Origin of the sequence: Streptomyces sp. NPDC002573, assembly GCF_042889625.1 — a bacterium.
GTDB lineage: Bacteria > Actinomycetota > Actinomycetes > Streptomycetales > Streptomycetaceae > Streptomyces > Streptomyces gibsoniae.
The window spans coordinates 1-1,969 of record NZ_JBIARC010000241.1; the positions used below are offsets into that span (position 1 = coordinate 1).

At 66.7% G+C, this 1,969-nt stretch carries 1 protein-coding gene; it reads right to left on the minus strand.

Annotated elements, in window-relative coordinates; all coding sequences use genetic code 11:
- Positions 1-177: 177 nt before the first annotated feature.
- Positions 178-1,425 (minus strand): IS256 family transposase, encoded by a 1,248-nt coding sequence (locus ACFYX0_RS47625; protein WP_388982057.1) that lies wholly within the window; start codon positions 1,423-1,425, stop codon positions 178-180.
- Positions 1,426-1,969: the final 544 nt, after the last annotated feature.

Genomic DNA, 1,969 nt, shown 5'->3' on the forward strand with positions numbered 1-1,969 from the left:
GCGGGTGAAGTCACGGATGCTGAAGAGGTACAGCAAGTACCCCTTCAACCGGACACGGCACCCCCGGAAGGCCCAGAAGTACACCCTCCACACCGCAGTGATCCCAGATGGATGGGTCCCTTGACATAAGCATCTCCCGCCAAAGGCAACGGTGTTGCCTTCTGGTGGTGTAGCCGATCAGCCCGAGGTCGTGTTGGTGGTGTTGGGTAGCGCGGGGGCGCTTTCGGGGAGTTCGTCGGGGTAAATCTGATCCATGCTTCCCTCGGGCAGGTAGCGCCGTGGGAAGGCGATCCACTCGTCGTGGAGCTCGAAGAGCACGGCGGTGACCAGCCGCAGGAGCGCATCGTCGTTGGGAAAGACCTGGACGACGTCGGTGCGGCGCTTGACCTCGCGGTTGAGCCGCTCCAGCGGGTTTGTCGATTGGATCTTCTTCCAGTGCCGCTCTGGGAAGACCGCGAACGCGGTCAGGTCCTCCTTCGCCTCCAGCAGCATCGCCCTGACCTTGGGGAACTGAGCGCCGAGCATGTCGGCGACCGCGTCGACCTGGGCCTGCACGGCGTCGGCGGTGGGCTGGGCGAAGATCGTGTGGATCGTCGCCGCGACCATCTCCGCCGCCTCCCTCGGGATCACCGCGAAGACATTCCGCAGGAAATGAACACGACAGCGCTGGTAGGCGGCACCGAGCATGACCTTGCGGATCGCCTTGACCAGGCCCGAGTGGTGGTCTGCGAGCACGAGCCGGACCCCGGACAGGCCGCGTTCACGCAAGGACCGCAGGAACTCGGTCCAGAACACCTCGGTCTCGCTGTCGCCGACCATCACTCCCAGGACTTCGCGGCCGCCATCCTCGGTGATCCCGGTGGCGATCACCACCGCCCGGGACACGATCTGGTGGTTCACCCTCGCCTTGCAGTAGGTGGCATCGAGGTAGATGTAGGGGAACCGGATGTGGTCCAGCGGTCGAGTACGGAACACGGTCAGCTGTCCGTCCAGGTCCTGGCAGATCCGGGAGACCTCACTCTTGGAGATGCCGGTGTCGGCGCCGAGGGCCTTGACCAGGTCGTCGACCGACCGCGACGACACGCCGTGGACGTACGCCTCCATGATCACCGCGTACAGGGCCTGATCGATCCGGCGCCGCCGCTCCAGCAGCGCGGGGAAGAAGCTCCCCGACCGCAGTTTCGGGATGGCCAGGTCCAGGTCGCCGGCCTGCGTGGTCAGCGTCTTGTCCCGGTGCCCGTTGCGGAACGCGGTCCGGGTATCGGTGTGCTCGTTCCACCCCGCGCCGATCCTCGCGGTGGCCTCGGCCTCGGCCTCGACCAGCTCCTGCAGCATCCGCTCTGCCACCGACCGGACCAACTCGATCCCGTCCGCCGAACGCAGTGACTCCAGCAACCGCAATAGGTCATGCTGGGACAGAGCCACCGTGCACCTCCTCGTCGAACTGCCAGTTCACTACGGAGAGTTGCACGGTGGCCGCCCCATGCTCAGGGAGCGCGAACCCCGGCAGACGTGCGCCCGCGCACACCTCAGCCGTGATCGGCCACACCATGAACGGGGACACGATCCATCGGCGCAGTGAGATCTTTCTCCGGTGTCACCTGCACCGCGGTACTCAATGCCCGTCGGGAGAGCGCCGAGCGCGTACGTCGCGTGGAGTGGCGCCTGGCCCGCAGCCCCGCCGGTCAGCTCGTTAGCCCGTGCGTGCCGGCCCGCCGCTGCGCAGACGGGTGAGCTCGCATGTTCCTCGGTCGCCGGTGCACCGGCGACCGAGGACGAACGTCGCTGTCTGCGGCTCATGGACGCGGCGACCTGGGCAGCTCACGGCAGTTGAAGAGGCGCAACTCGCCGGCATCACCCCGCGGCTCCCTCTTAGTGCGTTGTGGCAAAGGGAGTCCCTGTTCGATGAGCAGGGGCTTCTTCGTGTGCGGGGCGTGATCGCGGAGGGGTAGGGGCAGGCAGCGGACGG